Source organism: Methylovorus sp. SPW-M1 (assembly GCF_053848825.1).
The window spans coordinates 1,181,994-1,203,111 of sequence record NZ_CM132626.1; the positions used below are offsets into that span (position 1 = coordinate 1,181,994).

Here is a 21,118-nt window from a genome sequence, read left to right on the forward strand (position 1 = left end):
GCGCGCTGCTTCGGCTCGCGATGGCTTGCTGCTTTGCGCTAAGCTGGCCTCCCGCGCCCCCGCAAAGCGGCTCAAAGTCAAGTCTGATCTCTCGCTTTTTGTGCATGCCCAGGGCGGAAAAAGTGCCCCGAATCGGGTAAAATTGGCCTCATGTCACAACCCACTTTCATACACCTGCGTTGCCACAGTGAATACTCCGTGGTGGATGGCACGGTGCGCATTGGCGACTACGTCAAGGCGGCCGCCGCTGACCGCATGCCAGCGCTGGCGCTGACCGATCTCAGCAATCTCTTTGGTGCCGTCAAGTTTTACAAATCTGCTCGTGGTAAAGGCCTCAAGCCCGTACTGGGCTGCGATCTGTGGCTGGAAAATGAAACCAACCGCGATCAGCCTTATCGATTGCTGCTGTTATGCCAGACGCACGCAGGCTATCTCAAGTTATGTGAATTACTCAGCCGCGCCTATCTGGAAAACCAGCATCGCGGCCGCGCCGAAATCAAGCGCCAGTGGCTGGTAGAAGCGGGTGGCGAAGGCCTGATCATGCTGTCTGGCGCCATGGCGGGCGATGTTGGGCAGGCGATATTGCAGGGTAACCAGCAGGCGGCCTTGGCCCTGGCCCAGCAATGGGCAGCGTTATTCCCCAACCGTTTTTACATCGAGCTGCAACGCGCAGGCCATGCCCAGCAGGAGTTTTATATCAGCCGCGCCCTGGCGCTTGCTGGTGAGCTGGATCTGCCGGTGGTGGCAACACATCCCGTGCAGTTCATGCAGGCGGACGACTTCAAGGCACACGAGGCCCGCGTCTGTATTGCCGAAGGCTATGTGCTGGCCGATAACCGTCGCCCTAAGCATTTCACACCCGAGCAGTTTTTCAAGACCCAGGCCGAGATGGCGACTCTGTTCGCCGATGTGCCACAGGCGCTGGCCAATAGCGTGGAAATCGCCAAGCGTTGCAACCTGACGCTGACGCTGGGCAAAAACTACCTGCCGCAGTTCCCTACGCCGAATGGCGAAAGCCTGGACGAATACCTGGTAGTGCAGGCCAAGCTGGGGCTGGAGAAGCGCCTGCAGGTGTTGTATCCGGATGAAGCCGTGCGCGATGCCAAGCGGCCTGTCTACCTCACCCGCCTGGAGTTCGAGACCAATATCATCATCCAGATGGGCTTCCCCGGCTACTTCCTCATCGTGGCCGACTTTATCAACTGGGCCAAGAACAATGGCGTGCCAGTGGGGCCGGGCCGGGGTTCCGGTGCGGGCTCGGTGGTGGCTTACAGCCTGGGCATTACCGATCTGGATCCGTTGCAATACGCTTTGCTGTTTGAGCGTTTCCTGAATCCTGAGCGGGTTTCCATGCCCGACTTCGATATCGACTTCTGTCAGGAAGGCCGCGATCGCGTCATTGATTACGTGAAGCATAAATACGGCCTGGCATCGGTATCGCAAATTGCCACCTTCGGTACCATGGCCGCCAAGGCCGTGATCCGCGACGTGGGCCGGGTGCTGGACCTGCCGTTCAATTTTGTGGATGGTATTGCCAAGCTGATTCCGAATGAGCTGGGCATTACCTTGTCCGATGCGCTGGAAAAAGAGCCGCAACTCAAGGAGCGGCGCGAGCAGGAAGAGGAAGTCAACGAGCTGCTGGAGCTGGCGCTCAGGCTGGAAGGCCTGACCCGCAATATCGGCATGCACGCTGGCGGGGTGCTGATCTCGCCCGGCAAGATTTCGGATTTTTCGCCTATCTATTGCCAGCAAAATGGCGAAAGCCTGGTTAGCCAGTACGATAAGGATGACGTGGAAGCCGTTGGCCTGGTGAAGTTCGACTTTCTGGGCTTGCGCACGCTGACCATACTGGCAATGGCGCTGGAAAATGCGAATGCCCAGCGCGCGCTCAAGGAGCTGCCGCCGCTCGATTTTGAGACCTTGCCGATCAACGACAAGCCGACCTACCAGCTGTTGAAGTCTGCTAATACCACGGCGGTGTTCCAGCTGGAATCGCGCGGCATGAAAGACATGCTGAAGCAGGCCAAGCCGGACTGCTTTGAGGACATTATCGCCCTGGTGGCGCTGTATCGTCCGGGCCCGATGGACCTGATCCCCGATTTCTGCCGCCGCAAGCACGGCCAGCAGCGTGTGGAGTATCCGCACCCGGCCACCGAGCCCATCCTGAAAGAAACCTACGGCATCATGGTGTATCAGGAGCAGGTGATGCAGATTGCCCAGGTGGTGGCGGGGTACAGCCTCGGTGGCGCCGACTTGCTGCGCCGCGCCATGGGTAAAAAGAAAAAAGAGGAAATGGACGCGCAGCGTGCCGTTTTCGTTGAAGGTGCGGTGAAGAACGGCACGCCGGAAAAGCAGGCGGCCGAGCTGTTTGACCTGATGGAAAAGTTCGCCAGCTACGGCTTCAACAAGTCGCACGCGGCAGCTTACGCCCTGGTGGCGTACCACACGGCTTACCTCAAGGCGCATTACCCGGCTGCGTTCCTCGCGGCCACCATGTCGGCGGACATGAACAATACCGACAGCGTGCACATCTTTTACGATGATTGCGCGGCAAATGGCGTGGAAGTGCTGGCGCCGGATATCAACCAGAGTGAATTCCGCTTCAAGCCTATCAGCGACAAGCAGGTGCTGTATGGCCTGGGTGCCGTCAAAGGCACTGGCTGGGCGGCGATTGAGGTGATCCTTGCTGCACGCGAAGCCGAGGGGCCATTCAAGGACCTGTTCGATTTCTGTCGCCGTCTGGATCTGCGCAAGGTCAATCGCCGTGTGATCGAGTCGCTGATACGCGCAGGTGCCTTCGACAAGCTGGAACCCAACCGCGCGGCCTTGCTGGCTGGCGTGAGCCTTGCCATTAGCGCGGCAGAGCAGAGTGGGGCGGCCAGCGGGCAGAATAGCCTGTTCGGTGAAATGTCCGATAGCGTGGCGCACACCCTGCCCAAGGTGAATGCCTGGAGCGAGCAGGAAAAACTGCAGCAGGAAAAATCAGCCCTGGGTTTCTATTTCAGCGGTCACCCGTATGAAGGTTACAAGCGCGAGCTGGCGACATTTGTCCGCACCACACTAGGCAATCTCAAGCCGCAGGATCAGCCGCAGCTGCTGGCTGGCGTGGTCATGGGCATACGCATCCGCATGACGCAACGCGGCAAAATGGCGATAGTGACGCTGGATGATGCAACATCGCGCATAGAAATTGTGGTGGGCAATGAGCTGCTCAACCAGAGCCAGCACCTGTTGAAGGAAGATGCGCTGGTGATTGTGGAGGGGCGCGTCAGCAATGATGATTTCTCCGGTGGCTTGCGCGTTAATGCCCGCAAGGTCTACGATCTGGCGGCGGCCCGCAGTGCCAATGCCAGCCTGCTCAAGATTTCGTGCAATGGTCAGGCCGATGCCGGACGCCTGCGCGAGATTCTCGCGCCGTATTGCCGGCAGGGTGGCGAAGAAGACCGCCGCCATTGCGCCGTGAAGATCGAATATCACAACGGCAGTGCCCGCGTGGAGCTCATGCTGGGCGAGCAGTGGCGGGTGGAATTGCATGACGAGCTGTTAAGCAATCTTAAGGGCTGGTTAAGCGAAGATAATGTTAAAATCCTTTATAATTAAACCAGTTTAGAAAACGGTAGAGTTTGCATGGCCAAAGATATGAAAACGAGTTTCCTGGAGTTTGAGCAGCCGATCGCCGAGCTGGAAGGCAAGATCGAAGAGCTGCGTTACGTTCAGGACGACTCTGCGCTGGATATTTCGGAAGAAATTGACCGCTTGCAGCAAAAAAACCAGACGCTGACCAAGGAAATCTACAGCAAGCTCAATGCCTGGCAGATTTCCCAGGTGGCACGCCATCCGCAGCGCCCCTACACCCTGGATTACATTCAGGGCATGTTTACCGATTTTGAAGAATTGCACGGCGACCGTGCCTTTGCCGATGATCCTGCGATTGTCGGTGGCCTGGCCCGTTTTGAAGGCCAGCCCGTGGTCGTGATCGGCCATCAAAAAGGCCGTGATGTGAAAGAGCGGCAATACCGCAACTTTGGCATGCCACGCCCTGAAGGCTATCGCAAGGCCCTGCGTCTTTATCGCCTGGCCGAGAAATTTGGCCTGCCGATTATTACCCTGATTGATACCCCGGGTGCTTATCCTGGTATTGGAGCGGAAGAGCGCGGCCAGTCTGAAGCCATTGCCCGCAACCTGTTCGTCATGGCCGAACTGAAGACCCCGATCATTGGCGTTATTATCGGTGAGGGTGGCTCTGGCGGTGCGCTGGCACTGGGCGTGGTTGACCACCTCATGATGCTGCAATACTCCACTTACTCCGTGATCTCGCCTGAAGGTTGTGCTTCCATTCTGTGGAAGAGCGCCGACAAGGCATCGGTGGCCGCGGAAACCCTGGGCATTACCGCCACCCGTCTGAAGACAGCCGGTCTGGTGGATCGTATCGTTAGCGAGCCTATGGGCGGCGCCCACCGTAACCCGGAAGTCATGATGCAGAATCTGCGTCGTGCCATTGCCGAAGAGCTGCTGCGCTTGCAGGCCGTGCCTGTTGATCAGTTGCTGACGATCCGGTATGAGCGCCTGATGAGCTACGGCGAATTCAAGGAAGTTACCGTCAAATAGACAAGTCGCCGCCTCCGTCGATGTCACATTCTGCCGCCCCGGGTTCTGCCGGGGCGCTTCATTCCTCCCGCTTGCAGCAACATCTGCAGCAATTCATTACCCAACACCATATTGAAGGCCATTTGCTCGTCGCGCTGAGCGGTGGGCTGGATTCCTGCGTTTTGCTGCACCTGCTTGCGACGCTGCCAAATAACCCCGGCATCCGGCTCTCTGCCATGCATGTCCATCATGGCTTGAGTCCGCATGCCGATCAGTGGGCGGAGCATTGCCAGCGCCTGTGTGCCAGCCATGCTATCCCCTTGCAGGTCGTGCATGTGCAGGTGCCGCGCGATAGCGGGCAGGGGCTGGAGGCCGCTGCAAGGCATCTGCGCTATGAAGCCCTGCGGGCGGCCCACGCCGATTATGTGGTACTGGCCCATCATCAGGATGACCAGGCGGAAACCGTCATGCTGCAACTGCTGCGCGGCGCAGGCATGCGCGGCCTTGCCGCCATGGCGAGTTACGATGCCCAGCAAGGTCTGCTGCGTCCTTTGCTGGATATTTCACGCGCGCAGCTGGCTGAATATGCCGCACAGCATCAGCTGGAATGGGTGGAAGATGAAAGCAATCAAGATACCCATTACGACCGCAATTTTTGTCGCCAGCAAGTGTTGCCGCTGCTGGAACAGCGATTCCCTGGCGCAGGCAAGGCGCTTGCACGCAGTGCGCTGCATGCGGCTGAAGCCGAGAGTCTGCAGATGGCGCTGGCAGAGCTGGATGCCGCAGATGCCCTGCGTGGTGATGCTTTGAATGTGGCCCGCTTGCAGGCGCTGGGCGAGGCGCGCGCGCGCAATCTGCTGCGCTGGTGGTTATCGTCGCGCTTGCGTTACCTGCCGCACCGCGAGCATTTGCAGGAAATGCTGCGGCAACTGCTAACGGCCGCAGATGATGCCAAACTCGCCTTGCTGCTGGATGGCGAGCAGGGCTTGTGGCTGCGGCGCTATCGCGGGCATGCTTATGTGGTAGCCCAACGCAAGTCTGCCGATCTGGATCTCATCTGGGATCAACAGCCTGTGGTCGCCTTGCCTGACGGTAGCCAGCTCAAGTTTGAACAACAGCGGGGCGCAGGGTTGTCATTGAACCGGCTGTCCGGGAAACCCCTTCATATTCGCCACCGGCAAGGCGGTGAGCATTTCAAGCCCTATGCCAATCGACCAGGCCGCTCTCTCAAGCATTGGCTGCAGGAGGCTGACATGCCACCCTGGCAGCGCGAGCAGTTACCGCTGGTGTTTGCTGAGGATCAACTGATCTGGGTGCCGGGCATCGGCATGGCGAGCCATTTGCGGGCGCAGTCGCATGAAGACGGGCTGCTGATATGCTGGAGTGGCAGCCCCTTGAAAGATGCCAATTAAGGCGCGATTTTCAATGCAGGTGCCAGCACCTTCCATACGTTATCCAGCAATCGCTCCTGGGCTTCGGCACGTGGGTGCAGCCCATCGTCCTGATTCAGGCTGGCATTGCCTGCCACGCCTTCCAGCAGAAAGGGCACCAGCGGCAATTTGTGCGCTTCTGCCAACTCGCGGAAGCTGCCATTGAACGATTGCGTATAACGAGGGCCATAGTTGGGGGGAATCATCATGCCGATCAGGATGGTCCTGGCCTTGGCAGCCTCGTTGGTGGCGATGATCTTGTTGAGGTTTTGCTGCATCTGCTCAACGGGAAGGCCACGCAGGCCGTCATTCGCCCCCAGCTCCACCAGCACCAGCGAGGGCTGATGCGTACGCACGGCGTCGGCGATGCGGCTCAGGCCACCGCTGGTGGTTTCGCCACTGATGCTGGCGTTGACGACACGATGCGGCAGCCCGCGTTGTTGCAGGCGTTGCTGCAGCAGGCTGACCCAGCCCGATTCACGCGGAATACCATAGCCAGCAGAAAGGCTGTCGCCGAACACCAGAATGACAGGTGCAGTATTGCTGGATGGCGCGGCCGCCATGGAGGTGAGCGCGGTGCAACACGAAAAAAACGTAATGATCAGTAAACGGAAAATCATGCAGAAACCTTTGGCAGTTGAAGCAGTAAAACTCGATAAACATGTTAACAGTAATGGTAACCCGCTGGTCATCCTGAGTGGACTGGATCTGGCGATTGCAGCAGGGGAGCGGATTGCCATTGTCGGCAGTTCTGGCTCTGGCAAGTCCACCTTGCTGGGCTTGCTCGCCGGGTTGGACAACCCCACGCAGGGGAAAGTGCTGATCCAGGGGCAGGATATCGCACCGCTGGATGAAGATGGACGCGCGGCCCTGCGTGCACGCAGCATGGGATTTGTATTTCAGTCGTTTCAACTCTTGCCTACGCTGACGGCGCTGGAAAATGTCATGCTGCCCTTGCAGCTGGCGGGGCGTGACGATGCCAAATCGCAGGCCATGGCCGCGCTGGAACGTGTCGGGCTGGCGCATCGCCTCTCGCATTACCCACGTCATCTTTCCGGAGGTGAGCAGCAGCGGGTCGCCATCGCACGGGCATTTGCACCTCGACCTGCCATCCTGTTTGCCGATGAGCCCACAGGCAATCTGGATGCGGCCACTGGCGAAAACATCATCGAGCTCCTGTTCGCGCTCAATGCCGAATCCGGCACCACGCTGGTACTGGTGACGCATGATCTCAAGCTGGCGAATCGCTGCAGCCGCGTCCTGAGCCTGCAGCAGGGCCGTATTGTTGAGCTGGAAGGTGTGGCATGAGTCTGGCATTCAACCTGGCCTGGCGTCAGCTGCGCAGCCAGTGGGCCGCAGGCGAAATACGGGTGCTGTTGCTCGCCCTGGTGATGGCGGTGGCGGCGACGACTTCCGTCGGATTTTTTACAGACCGCATTCAATCCACGCTGGCGCGCCAAGGGGCCATGCTGCTGGGCGCCGATGCCGTCATTGTGGCGGATCATCCCATTCCATCGCGCTTTGCCGAAGAGGCCAGGCAGTCCAATATACAGATCAGCCATACGCTGGAATTCCCCAGCATGGTCCTGAGCGGCGAGCGCAGCCAGCTTAGTGAAATCAAGGCACTGGGGGAGGGCTTTCCTTTACGTGGCGCGCTGATGATCCAGCAGAACGGCGGAACTGCGCATGAGGCACAAACGATTCCCGCGCCAGGTACGGTGTGGATAGAACCCCGCCTGGCGAATAGCCTGCAATTGCAAGAAGGGGATAGCCTGGAGCTCGGCAATAGTCGTTTCAAGGTGAGCGCTATTCTTTATAGCGAGGCATCGCGTGGCGGCGATATGTTCAGCTTTGCCCCCCGGGTGATGATGAACGCGGCGGATGTGCAGGCCACGGGTTTGATCCAGTTTGGCAGCCGGGTGAAATACCAGCTGCTGCTGGCAGCCGATGCCGGTGCCATGAAAACCTATACCGACTGGGCGCAGCCGCTGCTGGCCCGCGGCGAACGTTTGCAGGATCTGGCGACAGCCCGGCCGGAAATCCGCAATGCCCTGGAGAAAACCCAGCAATTTCTCGGGTTGGCCGCCATGGTGAGCGTGGTATTGGCGATGGTGGCGATGTTTCTGGCGGCCATGCCCTATGTGCAGAGCAGTCAGGATAGCTATGCGCTGATGCGTTGCTTTGGCGCCTCCGGCAAGCTCATCTCGCGAATTCTTTTATTACAGACGCTGATGCTGGCGGTGATCGGCAGTGCGCTCGGCAGCCTGCTCGGGTTTGTTGGGCAACTGGGCCTGGGCTGGCTGGCGGGTAAACTGTTTGTCGAGACTTTGCCGGCCCCGAGCTGGCAACCCGCACTCGCCGGATTTATTGTTGGCTTTGCGACCTTGCTGGCGGTGATGTGGCCCAGCCTGCTGCGTTTGCGCAACGTGCCGGCCTTGCATATTTTGCGGCAGGATATTGCTTTGCCATCATGGTCTGCGGTCTGGCAATACACGCCCAGCGTGTTGCTGGCATTTGGGCTGATTGCCTGGCATGCCGGGGATATCAAATTGGCCCTGGCCGCGATTGGTGGTTTCTCTGCCCTGATCATTGCCGTGCTCGCTTTAACCCGCTTGTTGCGGCGCTTGCTGCTGGCCTTGCCGCAACAGCAATCGGGGGCCGTGCAACTGGGTCTTGCTGCCATACGGCGTCGGCCCCGACTCTTCATGGCACAGGTGCTGGGTTTCAGCCTGGGCATGGCGGCGCTCATGTTGCTGGCCCTGATACGCGGCGATTTGCTGCATAACTGGCAATCTTCCCTGCCGCCGGATGCGCCTAACCGGTTTGTCATTAACATCCAGGCGGATCAGCTGGACGCGATCAAGGCATTTTTTAAACAGGAAGGCCTGCCGACGCCAGAGCTGCACCCCATGGTGAGGGCGCGCCTGACCGCGATTAACGGCAAGCCGCTGGACATTGCCAGCTATAAGGATGAGCGCGCCAAGCGGCTGGCCGAGCGCGAGTTCAATTTATCCTGGGCTGCGGACATGCAAGACGACAATCGCTTGCTGGCAGGGCAGTGGTGGACGCCAGATCAGGCGGGCCAACCGTTGCTTTCGCTGGAGCAGGGCATCGCCGATATGTTGCATGTGAAGCTGGGTGATCATCTGAGCTATGACGTCGCCGGGCAACCGCTGGAACTGACGGTCAGCAGCCTGCGCAAGGTGGAGTGGGATACCATGCGGGCGAATTTCTTTGCCCTGACACCGCCCGGTGTGCTGGATGCCATGCCCGCCAATTACCTGACCAGTCTGCATGTCCCGCGTGACCGGGAAAACATGCTCAATCGCCTGGTGCAGCAGTTCACCAACCTGACGGTGATTGATGTCGCGGCGGTGCTGGAGCAGGTGCAGGCGATCATCAACAAGATGACGAGTGCCTTGCAATACATTTTTGGCTTTAGCGTATTGGCTGGCTTGATTGTGCTCTATGCGGCGCTGGTGGCGACCAGGCGCGAGCGAGTGAAGGAGGCGACCCTGTTGCGGGTCCTCGGCGCCTCGACCAGACAGATCCGGCAAAGTGTATGGGTCGAATATCTCGCCGTCGGCTTGATGGCAGCGCTGGTGGCCAGCCTGATCGCCAATGGCCTGGCGTTTTATATCAGTCAGCAGGTGCTGAATATTCCTTTCAGCTTTAACTGGCAGACCAGTATCCTGACCATCGTCCTGGCAATGGTATTGATCCCGATGGCGTCCTGGTGGGTGCTCCGGCGCTTTTTGCGTTTTTCACCGCGCGAAATTCTGCATAGCACCTGACCACCGAGGTGGTTGTAATTGGTTGTATACAGCCAATGTGGTGGTTGTATACAACCAATTTGGTTGTAGAATGCAACCATGTCATATGCGCTGAAATTTTATTTCCATGTTTAGTATTAAAGGCTTATCTCTTTCTCTCGTTCACTGGCATGAAACTTGTGTAGCAGCTAACGTTTTTAACAGTGGAAATTAGTGGAGAGACCATGAATCAAACAACCAGATTCCGCCTCAACGCGGGAGCGGTGATAGTGGCCAGTTTGTTTGCTGTTCCGCATTTTGCGGTGGCAGAAACAACGACGCAATCTGCCGAAGAGCAGAAGGCCGATACCCTCAAAGTTAAAAAGCTGGAAGTTGTCAGCACGACACCTTTGCAGTCTATCGGTTTGCCTCTTGAGCAAGTGCCTGCGAATATTCAGGTCGTCAAGGGCGAAGATATGCGCAATCAGGGCAGCCTGACCATTGCCGATTACATGAACCAGAACCTGGCCGGTGTAAACGTCAATGACACCCAGAACAATCCTTTCCAGCCTGATATCAACTTCCGTGGTTACTCCGCATCGCCATTGCTCGGCACACCGCAAGGTCTGTCCGTGTTTGTGGATGGCGTGCGTGTGAATGAGCCTTTCGGTGATGTTGTCAGCTGGGATCTGATCCCGATGAATGCGATTCAGGGCATGTCGCTGATTCCTGGTTCCAATCCCTTGTTCGGTTTGAATACCCTGGGCGGTGCCATTTCCATCCAGACCAAGAGCGGTCGTACCAACCCTGGTGGTGCCGTGGAAGCCTACACTGGCTCCTGGGGCCGCAAGGCAGCCTCTGCCGAATACGGCGGTGTTTCCAAGGATGGTTCGGTGGATTACTTCTTCTCCGCCAACTCCTTCACGGAAGATGGCTGGCGTAAATACTCCCCCACCGATGTTCGCCAGGTATTTGGCAAGGTGGGCTGGCAGAATGAAACCACCCAGATCAACCTCAGCTACACCGGTGCTGATAACGACATGATCGGTAACGGTCTTACGCCTAACAGCATGCTGCGCACGCTGGGTCGCGAGACTATCCTGACGCGTCCTGACCAGACCAAAAACACCATGTCCATGCTGAATTTGAACGGCGCACACTGGTTCAACGATGATGTGATGCTGAGCGGTAATGCCTATTACCGTCATGCCAAAACCAAGACCTTGAATGGTGATGGTAATGATGATGTGGTTGCCGCTGGCACTGGTTCTGGCGCTGAGTTCGGCGATGGTTCCTGTGTGGCTGGTGGAGATGCTGAGGATGCGGAATCTTCATGTGCTGGTGCTTTGAATCGCAGCACATCCAAGAAAGACAGCTATGGGTTCACTACGCAGCTGACCTTCAATCAGGACTGGCTGCAAAAGAAGAACCAGTTCATCGTTGGTATGGGCTATGACTATAGTAAAACGCGTTTCACCCAATCCACTGAATATGGCGACTTGACGGATTCCCGTTCGGTAACTGGCCTGGGTCTGTTCTCGGATGAAGCCGCTGTGAACCTGACCGGCAAGACCAAGACCTGGAGCGTGTTCGCGACCGATACCCTGTCGCTGAATGAGTTCTGGCATCTGACTGGTTCTGCCCGTTACAACCACACCAAGGTGGAAAATACAGACAAGCTGATTCCGGATGGCGAGGAGTCTTTGTCGGGTGACCATAGTTTCAATCGTATCAATCCGGCGATTGGCTTGACCTTCACACCTACGCGTGATCTGACGGCTTATGCTTCATATAACGAAGGCAGCCGTGCTCCTACCGCGATTGAGTTGGGTTGTGCCAATCCTGACCAGCCTTGCAGACTGCCTAACGCCATGGCCGGGGATCCACCGCTCAAGCAAGTGGTTGCCAAGACCTATGAGGCTGGTTTGCGCGGTAATCTGACGCAGGATGTTCGCTGGAATGCCAGCGTATATCGTGCGCAGAATACCGACGACATTCAGTTCATTTATGCCAACGTGCCTGGTCGCGGTTACTTCGATAACGTAGGCAGGACCCGTCGTATTGGTCTGGACACTGGTCTGAGCGGTCATTATGGTGCGTTTGACTGGAATGTCGGCTATAGCTACATCAAGGCCACCTATGAAAGCGACTTCACCATTGCCAATGAAGTGAATACATCCTCGGATGGTGATTCCATTCAAGTGCGCAAGGGTGACAACATGGTGGGTATCCCCCGCCATCAGTTGAAGTTCCGCGGTCAATACTCGATCACGCCTAAATGGGTGGTTGGTACCAATATCGTGACCTTCTCTGACCAGTATGCCCGTGGTAACGAAAACAACCAGGACGAAGGTGAAGGCGCCAAGATCGGCGGTTACACCATTGTTAACCTGGATACACGTTACAACATTGGCAAGGGCTGGAGCGTATTCGCCAAGGCAATCAATGTATTTGATCGTGAATACAGCAATGGCGGCATGATAGGCGAAACCTTCTTCGGTGCGAATGGTGCATACCTGAGTGGTGATGACGAGCGTGCAAGCTTACGTTCACCAGGTGCTCCTCGTGCCGGCTGGATCGGTGTGCGCTGGGAATTTGGCGGTGCCAAGCCTAGCGTTGCGGATGCTAACTAAGCGCTAAAGCACATGCAAGCAACCATCATGGAAGAATCGGCTGCACATCATGCAAATGTGAAACCCAGGATGCGTATCTTGCTTGTTGAAGATGAAGCAGTATTTGCTCGTGCCGTAGCCAAACGCCTGCAAAAGGCGGGCTACGAGTGCGAGCATGCAGAATCGATTGCAGACGGCCGTGCATTGGCACGGCAGTTTGCACCCGATCTGGCATTGCTGGATATGCGATTGCCAGATGGAAACGGATTGGAGCTGCTCTCTGATCTGGTGGCAAAAGGTGTAGCCGTGATTGTGCTCACCGCCCATGGCGATGTGATGGATGCCGTCAATGCCATGAAGCAAGGGGCGACCGATTACATTAAAAAACCGGTGGACCTTGAAGAATTACTCTTGGCGATAGAGAAAGCGGAAAACGCGACCAACCTCAAACGCCAGCTGGACTACTCGCGCCAGCGCAATTCCCACGAAACTGAAAATATTGAAATGCTGGGGGAAAGTGCCCCCATACAAGCTATCCGAACACAGGTGGAGCGCATTGCCCAATTGGTGTCAGTTGAGGCTGCTCCGCCTACCATCCTGATTTCCGGCGAGACCGGAACCGGAAAGGACGTGGTGGCACGCCTGCTACACCAGTCCTGCAAAAATAGTGATCGTCCGTTTGTGCATGTGGATTGTGCATCCCTGCCGAGCGAGCTGATCGAAAACGAGTTGTTTGGTCATGAGAAGGGCGCATTCACCAGTGCGCAGAATGCGCGTTGCGGCCTGATTGAAGCGGCCGAAGATGGCACGCTGTTTCTGGATGAAATCGGCGAGCTGCCATTGACCCTGCAAGCCAAGCTCTTGAATGTGCTGGAGCGGCGGGTGGTGCGCCGCATAGGCTCCACCAAGGAGCGCCCGGTGATGGCGCGCTTTATTGCTGCAACCAATCGCGACTTGCAGCAAATGGTGATTGACGGTCGCTTTCGTTCCGACCTGTTTTATCGCCTGAATGTGTTATCCCTCAATATGCCGCCGCTGCGCGACCGCGGTGGTGATGTTCTTCTGCTTGCCCAACATTTTGCGACGCAGACCGAGCGCCGGTATGGCCTGGAAAAGCGCGTATTTTCCCCGGAAGTGACCGAGATGCTGATGCGCTATCGCTGGCCTGGCAATGTGCGCGAGCTGCGGCATCAGATCAGCCGGGCGGTGTTGCTTAGCAAGACCGCTCAAATCAGGCTACAGGATGTGGCGCTGCCCGTGGAACTGGTGGCAAACGTCAAGCTGACTACGACAGCGACAGAAGATGTGGCGGCAGCTACCCGCATGACGCTGGATGCTGCTGAAAAGCTTATGATCGAAAAAACCCTGGAACAAACCCATTTCAATATTTCCGAAGCGGCGCGTCAGTTGGGGATTACCCGCATGGCAATGCGCTATCGCATGGAAAAACACGGCATTCGTGCCTGATTTATCTCCCATCAGCTAATCCAGACACGCCGCACGCGGCATAGGTCAAGCACCTGCCCGCATGATAAAATGCACGCTTCATTCCCCCGGAGCGATCATGAATATTGGTACCCCCCTCACGCCCAGTGCCACCCGCGTCATGCTGCTTGGTAGCGGTGAGCTAGGCAAGGAAGTCATCATCGCGCTACAGCGCCTGGGTGTTGAAGTGATTGCCGTGGACCGTTATGCCAATGCACCGGGGCATCAAGTGGCGCACCGCAGCCATGTGATCGACATGACCGATGCTGACGCCCTGCAGGCGCTGGTCGCCCTGGAAAAGCCGCATCTGATCGTTCCCGAAATTGAAGCCTTGAATACCGAGGTGCTCGCCCGTATTGAAGAGCAGGGCCTGTCGACGGTGGTGCCCACGGTAAAAGCGGTGCAACTCACCATGAATCGTGAGGGCATACGCCGCCTGGCCGCCGAAACCTTAAGTCTGCCTACTTCCCCTTATGCATTTGCCCGTAGCGAGCAGGAACTGCAGGCCGCGATTGATAACGGCATCGGTTATCCCTGTTTTGTGAAGCCGACCATGTCGTCTTCCGGCAAGGGGCAATCGCGCATTACCTCTCAGGATCAGGTAGCAAAAGCGTGGGATTACGCCGCCAGTGCAGGACGGGTCAATCAGGGTGTCGTGATTGTGGAGGGCCAGATTGCGTTTGATTTTGAAATTACCCTGCTGACCCTGCGCGCAAAAGATTCCACTGGCGCTATCCAGACCTATTTTTGCGAGCCGATTGGCCACCGCCAGGAAAGTGGCGATTACGTGGAAAGCTGGCAGCCGCAGGTCATGACCTCCCAGGCGCTGGCTGAAGCACAACGTATCGCCAAGGCGGTCACCGATAGTCTGGGCGGGCTGGGTTTATTTGGCGTGGAATTGTTCATCAAAGGCGACCAGGTCTGGTTCTCCGAAGTCAGTCCGCGTCCGCATGATACCGGCATGGTGACCATGGCCAGCCAGCGCTTTAACGAATTCGAACTGCACGCCCGCGCCATTCTTGGCTTGCCGGTGGATACCCGCATGCTGGCGCCCGGTGCCAGTGCCGTTATCTATGGCGGTGTGGATACCGATGCCCTGGTCTTTGAAGGGCTGGACGCCGCATTGCGCGTGCCGGAGAGCGATATTCGCCTGTTCGGCAAGCCCGAATCCTTTGTACGTCGTCGCATGGGGGTTGCGCTGGCAACGGCGCCTGGTGTTGATGAAGCCCGCGCCCGCGCGCACTTGGCGGCCTCGTTGGTCAAACCCAGAGAAGCATGATGCTGGACAAGATAGGCGAACCCGGCAGCAGCAAGGCTACGTTTTTCGAGTTACTGGGTGGTGTGGATCAGATTCGCGCGCTGGTCGAGCGTTTTTACGATGTCATGGACAGCGACCCCAAAGCCGCCAATCTCCGCGCCATTCATGCGGCTGACCTCACCGAAGCGCGTGAAAAGCTGTTCATGTTCCTGACTGGCTGGACGGGTGGTCCGCAGCTTTATATTGAGCGTTATGGTCATCCCTTTTTGCGTCGTCGCCATCTGCCATTTGCGATTGGCGAAGAGCAGCGCGATCAATGGATGTACTGCATGGTGAGAGCCATGCATGATATAGGCGTGGAAGAAGAGGTCATGCGCAAACTGGCTGAGGCCCTGTGGGGTGTGGCCGATTTTATGCGGAATAAACCTGGTTGAGCTGCAAGCTTGAATATCCGTCACGACAGCCATCGGCTACCGTGACGGATGCGAGAGTTAAGGCGTAACCGCTGCGACAGGTTCCGCTTTCACCTTCTGCATGACGATGGTGACTTCCTCAGGGTAGCGATACATGGCACCCGTAATCATGTCGGTAATGCCAAAATCAATCAAAACGCCGGTAACGCCTGCGCCTGTGGCACCCGAAACGACCTTGGTGGTGGATTGCTCATAGCCCTCGGCATTGCAGGTCACCACGATGTCATCCTTATCCTTGCCGACAAAGATGGTATTTGACGTACCGCTAACGCGCCCTAGTTTTCCGTCCCCTACACGCATGATTTCGCAAATGGCTTCTTTGGGCTCTAGCTTGAAGGAAATAGCTTGTTGTGTGCCTTGAGTGATGGTCGCGCAGCCCGAAAGCGACGCTACCGCCGTCATGATGGCGATAGTGATTTTTTTCATTCGTAAAATTCCCTGACTCTGATTTTTAGTTTTTTAGAAGGTATTAACCCTTGTTTTTCTACAACAAAAAGGCCGCATTATGCGGCCTATGAGTAGATGTTCTGATTATAAAGGCTAGTCGCGCTTTAGCAAGCCACCTAATAGCGCTGCCACTTCTTTTTTCTGCTTGTTGCGTGCCAGGCCCATGGATTGTTTCACCTCGGCATTGCCGGAGGGTTCATAGGGCTTGTCAAACCAGGGGTCCTGATTTTTGCGTGGGGCAGGGGAGCGTGGAGCAGCGGGTTTGCGATCTGCCGAGTCGGCGCGTGGCTCGCGGGCTTCTCTTGCGCGCTCGCGAGGCCGTTCTGCTACTACGGCCGTTTCCCGCGGGATCTCGCGCTTGATCAGCTTTTCGATTTCCTTCAGGTATTTTTCTTCCTCTGGGCATACCAGCGAAATTGCCGTGCCTGAAGCGCCAGCCCGGCCTGTACGACCAATGCGATGCACATAGTCTTCTGGCGCGCTAGGCAGTTCAAAGTTGATCACCATGGGCAGCTGGTCAATGTCCAGTCCGCGTGCAGCAACATCGGTTGCTACCAGGGTGGTTACCTTGCCCTGCTTGAAAGCTTCCAGCGCCTGCATGCGTTCCTGCTGACTCTTGTCGCCATGGATCGCATCTGCTGCAATGCCTTCGCGTACCAGTTGCCGCGCCAGACGACTTGCCGTCAGCTTGGTTTTGGTAAATACGATGGTTTGCTCGCTGTTGCTTTCCAGCAGCAGCTTGGCCAGAAAGCTGTCTTTGCTGTCTTTGTCGAGCTGATACACCTTCTGCGTCACTTTGTCAGACGCTGCATTGCTGCGAGCGACTTCGATCAGCTTGGGGTTGGTCAGAAACTCTTCGGACAGTTTTTTGATGTCATTGGAGAAGGTGGCCGAGAACATCAGGTTTTGCCGCTTTTTAGGCAGCAACGCCAGAATGCGCTTGAGGTCAGGCATAAAGCCCATGTCCAGCATGCGGTCTGCTTCATCCAGAATCAGCATTTGCACTTGTCCGAGCTGCACGGTGCGCTGTTCTACGTGATCCAGCAGGCGACCGGGGGTCGCTACCAGAATTTCCACACCCTTCATCAGGCTGGGGGTTTGCGTCTTGATGTCCACGCCGCCGAATACCACCAGCGAACGCAGGGCCGTATGCTTGGCATACACCTTGACGCTTTCCTCTACCTGAATGGCGAGCTCCCGTGTCGGCGTCAGAATCAACGCCCGCACCGGATGGCGAGCTGGCGATGCACTGCTGCTCGCCTGCGGCAATAGCTTTTGCAGCAAGGGGAGTGAAAAGGCGGCGGTTTTACCGGTACCGGTCTGGGCACCGGCCATCAGGTCGTGCCCTTGGAGCACGACGGGAATGGCCTGCGCCTGAATCGGCGTGGGCACGGTGTAGCCAAACTCTTCCAGCGCCTTGAGAATTTCAGGCGCCAACCCCAGGTCTGCGAAACGAATGTTTTCTGTACTCAATGTAGTCTATGGGCTTTATTGTTGGTTAACAGGGCATTTTACGCAAAATTGCGTGGACGGCGAGGCGCATCAGCACGCTTCTGGCCACCAAACTTGTCATTGCCACGGTTGCCTTCGTTGCGATTACCTTCGCTACGGCCACCGAAGCCACGATTGCCTTCGGAATTGCCTGCGCCGGAAGCCGAGCGTGGGTTATTGCCAGCATAGCCGCCCTGGCCGCGTGGCTTGAAGCCACTCTTGCTGCCAGGATTGCCGCTACGTGGACGACCATTGCTGCCGCGGTCATCGGTGCGTGGGGCTGGACGCTTGGGTTCAAAACCTTCGATCACCGTGATCTCAATGCGCTGACCAGTATATTGCTCAATTTTGCGTAATTGATGACGGTCTGCATGGGAAGCGAAAGAAACAGCGACACCGGTGTTGCCAGCGCGGCCAGTACGGCCGATACGGTGAACGTAGTCTTCGGCAAACTTCGGCAGATCGTAATTGATTACGTGGGTAATGCCTTGTACGTCAATACCACGGGCTGCCACATCGGTAGCTACCAGTACACGTACATCGCCGTGACGCAGCTTGGTCAGCGTGCGGTTGCGGGCACCCTGGGTCATGTCGCCATGCAGCGCGGCAGACTTGTGGCCGGCAGCATACAGATCTTCAGCCAGCAGGTCAGCGTGACGCTTGGTGGAGGTGAAGACGATAGCCTGGTTAACATCAGGAGCGATCAGGAGATGTTCCAGCAGCTTGTTCTTGTGGTTCATGTCGTCTACAAAGTGCAGGCGCTGTTCGATATTGGCGTGCTTTTCTTTTTGTGCGGCGATCTGGATGACTTTAGGATCCTTCAGCAGCGTTTTGGCGATGTTGGCGATAGGGCCTTCAAAGGTGGCCGAGAACATCAGGGTCTGACGCTCACGTGGCAGGGCTTCGTTGATGCGTTCGATATCGGGCATGAAACCCATGTCCAGCATGCGATCCGCTTCATCCAGGATCAGCATTTGCAAACGGGACATATCAATACGGCCGCGTTCCATGTGGTCCAGCAGACGGCCTGGAGTCGCTACCAGAATATCCAGTGGCTGCGACAGCAGCTTGTTTTGCAGCGGGTAAGGCATGCCACCGACGATGCTGACGGTACGGGCACGCATGAACTTGCCGTATTTGCGGGCAGCATCATTTACCTGGGCTGCCAGTTCGCGGGTTGGGGTCAATACCAGAATACGTGGGCCACGGCTCTTGGACGGATGGATGTCAGCCAGGAGATTCAGGGCTGGCAGCGTGAACGCTGCGGTTTTGCCGGTGCCGGTCTGGGCAGAAGCCATCAGATCGTGACCAGCCAGGACTTCAGGAATTGCCTGAGCCTGAATAGGAGTAGGGGTGGAATAGCCAGCTTCCTCCAGCGCACGCAGGATGGAAGGATGCAGATTCAGAGTTTCAAAAGTTACGGACACAATTTTCCCTTAAGGTGAATTACTAAAACAAAGGGCGCAAGCAGGACGCAATCAGCTACACAACATAAGTTGTCAGCAACGTTAGGCGCAATACACTAAATTTTGGAGGTGTATTTCTACCGGCGCACGGGCATAGCCACTAACCGGTAAAAAACTGGAGAGCCACAAATACAGCAATGGGCTTCGAGAGGGCTAGGGCGATGAATTACCGAAATATTTGCAGAACAGGCCTTTGAGGGCTACGCTACAAATTCATCGAAGGCCGAAGTATATAGATAGTCATCAGTTTGTCAAAGCTTTTGTGTTAAAATCGCGCCCTTTCTAATGGACTGGCTCAAAACACATGTCGCGCAATCTTCGTAATATCGCCATCATCGCTCACGTTGACCATGGCAAAACCACTATGGTGGACAAGCTCCTGCAGCAGGCAGGCACCTTTGCATCGCATCAGCAGGTATCTGAACGCGTGATGGATTCCAACGATCTGGAAAAAGAGCGCGGCATTACCATTCTTGCCAAGAACACTGCTGTTAACTATGAAGGCACCCACATCAATATCGTGGATACGCCAGGGCACGCCGACTTCGGCGGCGAAGTTGAGCGCGTTCTCGGCATGGTGGATGGTGTGGTGCTGCTGGTTGACGCGGTGGAAGGCCCCATGCCGCAAACCCGCTTCGTAACCAAGAAGGCACTGGCACTTGGTCTGCGTCCTATCGTGGTCATCAATAAGGTGGACCGCCCAGGCGCACGTACTGACTGGGTGATCAACCAGACCTTTGATCTGTTCGCCAATCTGGGCGCGACGGATGAACAGCTGGATTTCCCTGTGGTTTATGCTTCCGCACTGAATGGCTTTGCGACGCTGGACCTCAAGAACGAGTCGGACAATATGCGTCCACTGTTCGAAACCATCCTGAGCCACGTGCAACCGCCACAAGGCGATAGCAATGCGCCTCTGCAATTGCAGATTTCCGCGCTGGATTACTCCAGCTACACCGGTCGTCTGGGCGTTGGCCGTATTCTGAATGGCCGTATCAAGCCAGGCCAAGTGGTTGTCGTCATGAATGGCGATACGCAAACCGGCCAGGGCCGTATCAATCAGGTGCTGGGTTTCCGCGGCCTTGAGCGTGTGCCAGTCGAAGAAGCCGAAGCTGGCGACATCGTGATTATTTCCGGTATCGAAGAAATCGGTATCGGCGTGACCATTGCTGACCGTGAAAAGCCGGTTGGCCTGCCAATCCTGGGTGTGGACGAGCCTACCCTGACCATGGACTTCATGGTGAACTCCTCCCCATTGGCCGGTACTGAAGGCAAGTTCATCACCAGCCGCCAGATTCGTGACCGCCTGACCAAGGAACTGCTGGTTAACGTGGCCTTGCGTGTTGAAGATACCGCCGATGCTGACGTATTCCGCGTGTCCGGTCGTGGTGAGTTGCACCTGACCATTCTGCTGGAAAACATGCGCCGTGAAGGTTTTGAAATCGCCGTGGGTAAGCCACGTGTGGTGTACCGTGAAATTGACGGCCAGAAGTGTGAGCCTTATGAAATCCTGACCGTGGACCTGGAAGATGACACCCAGGGCGCCGTGATGGAAGAGCTGGGCCGCCGCCGTGGCGAACTGCAAAACATGGAATCGGATGGCAATGGCCGTACCCGCCTGGAATACAAGATTCCTGCACGTGGCCTGATCGGCTTCCAGAGCGAATTCCTGACCCTGACCCGTGGTACTGGTCTGATGGCACACATTTTTGATGAATATGCACCGGTAAAAGCCGACATGCCAGGTCGTCGCAATGGTGTGCTGATTTCCTCCGAGCAGGGCGAAGCCGTTGCCTATGCCTTGTGGAAGCTGCAAGACCGCGGCCGTATGTTCTCCGTACCTGGTGACCGCCTGTACGAAGGCATGGTGATCGGTATCCATAGTCGCGACAATGATCTGGTTGTTAACCCGATCAAGGGCAAGCAACTGACCAACGTGCGTGCTTCCGGTACCGATGAAGCCGTACGTCTGGTGCCTGCCGTGCAGTTGACACTGGAGTCCGCCGTGGAGTTTATCGATGATGATGAACTGGTGGAATTGACACCGAAATCCATCCGTATCCGCAAGCGCTACCTGCAAGAGCACGAGCGCAAGCGCGCATCCAAGGACTAAGTTC

Annotated in this window: 14 protein-coding genes; 10 read left to right on the forward strand and 4 right to left on the reverse strand. The window is 56.7% G+C overall.

Annotated features, from left to right (window positions below):
* Positions 1–150: 150 nt before the first annotated feature.
* Genes dnaE through tilS form a run of 3 tightly spaced genes read left to right on the forward strand, consistent with a single transcriptional unit; the run spans position 151 to position 5,999 of the window.
* Positions 151–3,600 carry a DNA polymerase III subunit alpha gene (gene dnaE, locus ACWWD9_RS05545; RefSeq protein WP_455867975.1) on the forward strand — a complete coding sequence of 1,150 codons (3,450 nt, stop codon included), beginning with the start codon at positions 151–153 and terminating at the stop codon, positions 3,598–3,600.
* Between the two features lie 39 nt (positions 3,601–3,639).
* Positions 3,640–4,608 (forward strand): acetyl-CoA carboxylase carboxyltransferase subunit alpha, encoded by a 969-nt coding sequence (locus ACWWD9_RS05550; protein ID WP_170291269.1) that lies wholly within the window; start codon positions 3,640–3,642, stop codon positions 4,606–4,608.
* A 20-nt stretch (positions 4,609–4,628) separates the two neighbouring features.
* The gene (tilS, locus tag ACWWD9_RS05555) at positions 4,629–5,999 is read left to right on the forward strand and encodes a tRNA lysidine(34) synthetase TilS (RefSeq protein WP_455867976.1); all 1,371 of its coding nucleotides are present in this window, start codon (positions 4,629–4,631) and stop codon (positions 5,997–5,999) included.
* Here tilS and ACWWD9_RS05560 read toward each other — a convergent pair.
* Positions 5,996–6,637 carry an arylesterase gene (locus tag ACWWD9_RS05560; protein ID WP_455867977.1) on the reverse strand — a complete coding sequence of 214 codons (642 nt, stop codon included), beginning with the start codon at positions 6,635–6,637 and terminating at the stop codon, positions 5,996–5,998. The genes tilS and ACWWD9_RS05560 overlap by 4 nt on opposite strands.
* On the opposite strand from ACWWD9_RS05560, the gene ACWWD9_RS05565 reads away from it, so the two are divergent.
* From ACWWD9_RS05565 to ACWWD9_RS05590, 6 genes are all read left to right on the forward strand, one after another.
* A complete protein-coding gene (locus tag ACWWD9_RS05565; protein WP_013442521.1) occupies positions 6,636–7,325 on the forward strand; it encodes an ABC transporter ATP-binding protein in 690 nt (229 codons plus the stop codon). The genes ACWWD9_RS05560 and ACWWD9_RS05565 overlap by 2 nt on opposite strands.
* Positions 7,322–9,811 carry an ABC transporter permease gene (locus ACWWD9_RS05570; protein ID WP_455867978.1) on the forward strand — a complete coding sequence of 830 codons (2,490 nt, stop codon included), beginning with the start codon at positions 7,322–7,324 and terminating at the stop codon, positions 9,809–9,811. The genes ACWWD9_RS05565 and ACWWD9_RS05570 overlap by 4 nt, the downstream gene beginning before the upstream one ends.
* A 203-nt stretch (positions 9,812–10,014) precedes the next feature.
* A complete protein-coding gene (locus tag ACWWD9_RS05575) occupies positions 10,015–12,402 on the forward strand; it encodes a TonB-dependent receptor (protein WP_455867979.1) in 2,388 nt (795 codons plus the stop codon).
* Between the two features lie 27 nt (positions 12,403–12,429).
* Complete coding sequence (locus ACWWD9_RS05580) at positions 12,430–13,848, forward strand: sigma-54-dependent transcriptional regulator (RefSeq protein WP_013442518.1); 1,419 nt, start codon at positions 12,430–12,432, stop codon at positions 13,846–13,848.
* Between the two features lie 97 nt (positions 13,849–13,945).
* Positions 13,946–15,145: a formate-dependent phosphoribosylglycinamide formyltransferase gene (gene purT / locus ACWWD9_RS05585; protein ID WP_455867980.1), complete on the forward strand. Its 1,200-nt coding sequence runs from the start codon at positions 13,946–13,948 to the stop codon at positions 15,143–15,145.
* The gene (locus ACWWD9_RS05590; protein WP_041362747.1) at positions 15,145–15,558 is read left to right on the forward strand and encodes a group II truncated hemoglobin; all 414 of its coding nucleotides are present in this window, start codon (positions 15,145–15,147) and stop codon (positions 15,556–15,558) included. The genes purT and ACWWD9_RS05590 overlap by 1 nt, the downstream gene beginning before the upstream one ends.
* A gap of 57 nt (positions 15,559–15,615) precedes the next feature.
* Here ACWWD9_RS05590 and ACWWD9_RS05595 read toward each other — a convergent pair whose 3' ends face one another.
* From ACWWD9_RS05595 to ACWWD9_RS05605, 3 genes are all read right to left on the reverse strand, one after another.
* On the reverse strand, positions 15,616–16,023 hold the full coding sequence (locus ACWWD9_RS05595; protein ID WP_013442515.1) for a hypothetical protein: 408 nt from the start codon (positions 16,021–16,023) through the stop codon (positions 15,616–15,618).
* Positions 16,024–16,137: 114 nt separating this feature from the next.
* On the reverse strand, positions 16,138–17,517 hold the full coding sequence (locus ACWWD9_RS05600) for a DEAD/DEAH box helicase (RefSeq protein WP_159355413.1): 1,380 nt from the start codon (positions 17,515–17,517) through the stop codon (positions 16,138–16,140).
* Positions 17,518–17,555: 38 nt separating this feature from the next.
* On the reverse strand, positions 17,556–18,962 hold the full coding sequence (locus tag ACWWD9_RS05605) for a DEAD/DEAH box helicase (protein WP_455867981.1): 1,407 nt from the start codon (positions 18,960–18,962) through the stop codon (positions 17,556–17,558).
* A 343-nt stretch (positions 18,963–19,305) separates the two neighbouring features.
* Here ACWWD9_RS05605 and typA point away from each other — a divergent pair, with 343 nt between their 5' ends.
* Positions 19,306–21,114: a translational GTPase TypA gene (gene typA, locus ACWWD9_RS05610; RefSeq protein WP_013442512.1), complete on the forward strand. Its 1,809-nt coding sequence runs from the start codon at positions 19,306–19,308 to the stop codon at positions 21,112–21,114.
* The last annotated feature ends 4 nt before the right edge of the window (positions 21,115–21,118 follow it).